Source organism: Psychrobacter sp. T6-1 (genome assembly GCF_052258445.1).
In genome coordinates, this window is the sequence record NZ_JBQQFC010000485.1 from 1 (window position 1) to 1270 (window position 1270).

Consider the following 1270-nt stretch of genomic DNA (forward strand, 5'->3'; position numbering starts at 1 on the left):
AGCGGGACTACAGGCGATCAGAGACAGGCTCATTAATACGGCTAAGCTCGCTGTTTTAATTGATATAGAGTTTAAAGGTAAGGACATAGGGGTTCCGTAGTAGGACTATATTTAGACTTTTACTTTGTACTGACTATAGTAGCAAGTTTGTAACTTGTAGCTTGTCTAGGAATGGTGAGCGTTGTTTCTTAACCTTGTCATCAGCATGTATTTGTCTAAACTTTGCTGTTTAAAAACGCATTGATAGCCGTATAAGTCTGCATGCAAACATCAGGATTGAGGTTTTCCATATTAAGGTAAGCGTGAATAACCTTATCATAAGTGATGTGCTGCGCATCAACGCCTGCTTGGTTGAGTTTGGTAGCATAAGCGACGCCTTCATCATATAAAGGGTCAATGGCTGCATTGATAATAAGCGCAGGCGGCTGACCCTTGAGGTCGTCTAAACTGGCAAATAGCGCGGACTTAGCTTGTGTATCTTCATTGTTCTGAAAGTATTGGTTAAAATACCAGTCGATACGTACGCGGCTGAGCAAGTAGCCACTAGCATATTTTTCAACAGAGGGGCTACTCATTGTAAAGTCGACGCTAGGGTACATCAGCACTTGCGCGCTGATTTTCTCTATTATATCCGAGGCTTTTACCCTAGGATCACGTAATAGATTGGTTACTAGCGCGCCGCCATGACTATCGCCTGCGACCACTATCTTGTCTGTCATTATTTGACGGCGGGCAAGTAGTTTATTGAGTCCAAGCAGCACAGTACAAGCGTCGTTTTGCGCGGCAGGGTAAGGATTTTCTGGGGCTAGGCGATATTCTGGCGCGATGATGATGTGATTGGTATGTTTTGCCAAACGGCATAAGATCTGATGATAAACAGAGACGCTACCCGCGGTACCGCCGCCACCATGAAAGTACAGCATCACGGGCAAAGAGGTCGTGGCTGACTCTCCCGAATCTACGGGCAAACTGGGATAAAAAAGCCGTACGGGTACATCATAAGCGCGCGCATCACTCGCATCTGTCGCTTGTTCATCACATTTCACAATGTCGTCAATTATCAGTGGGATATTTACTGCTTGGGTCACAAAGGTATGAGTCAAATTTGCCAGACCATCTCGTGCATTGATTGCATTAGGGACGCTACCCGTTTTGATAAAAGCAGGTAGCACTTGCTCGTTAAGTACTTTTAGATAATTGGCAACGGCGGGTAGTAAATCCGCCTCAATTGCATTATTTACCGATGTTTTTTTGTTCACAGTAGTCATAT

General features: G+C 44.6%; 1 protein-coding gene. It reads right to left on the bottom strand.

Annotation, left to right across the window (positions count from 1 at the left end):
* Nucleotides 1-215: 215 nt before the first annotated feature.
* Nucleotides 216-1270, bottom strand: a 1055-nt coding sequence (locus ACTXGO_RS14005; RefSeq protein WP_443574948.1) for an alpha/beta hydrolase, incomplete at its 5' end; no start/stop codon positions are given.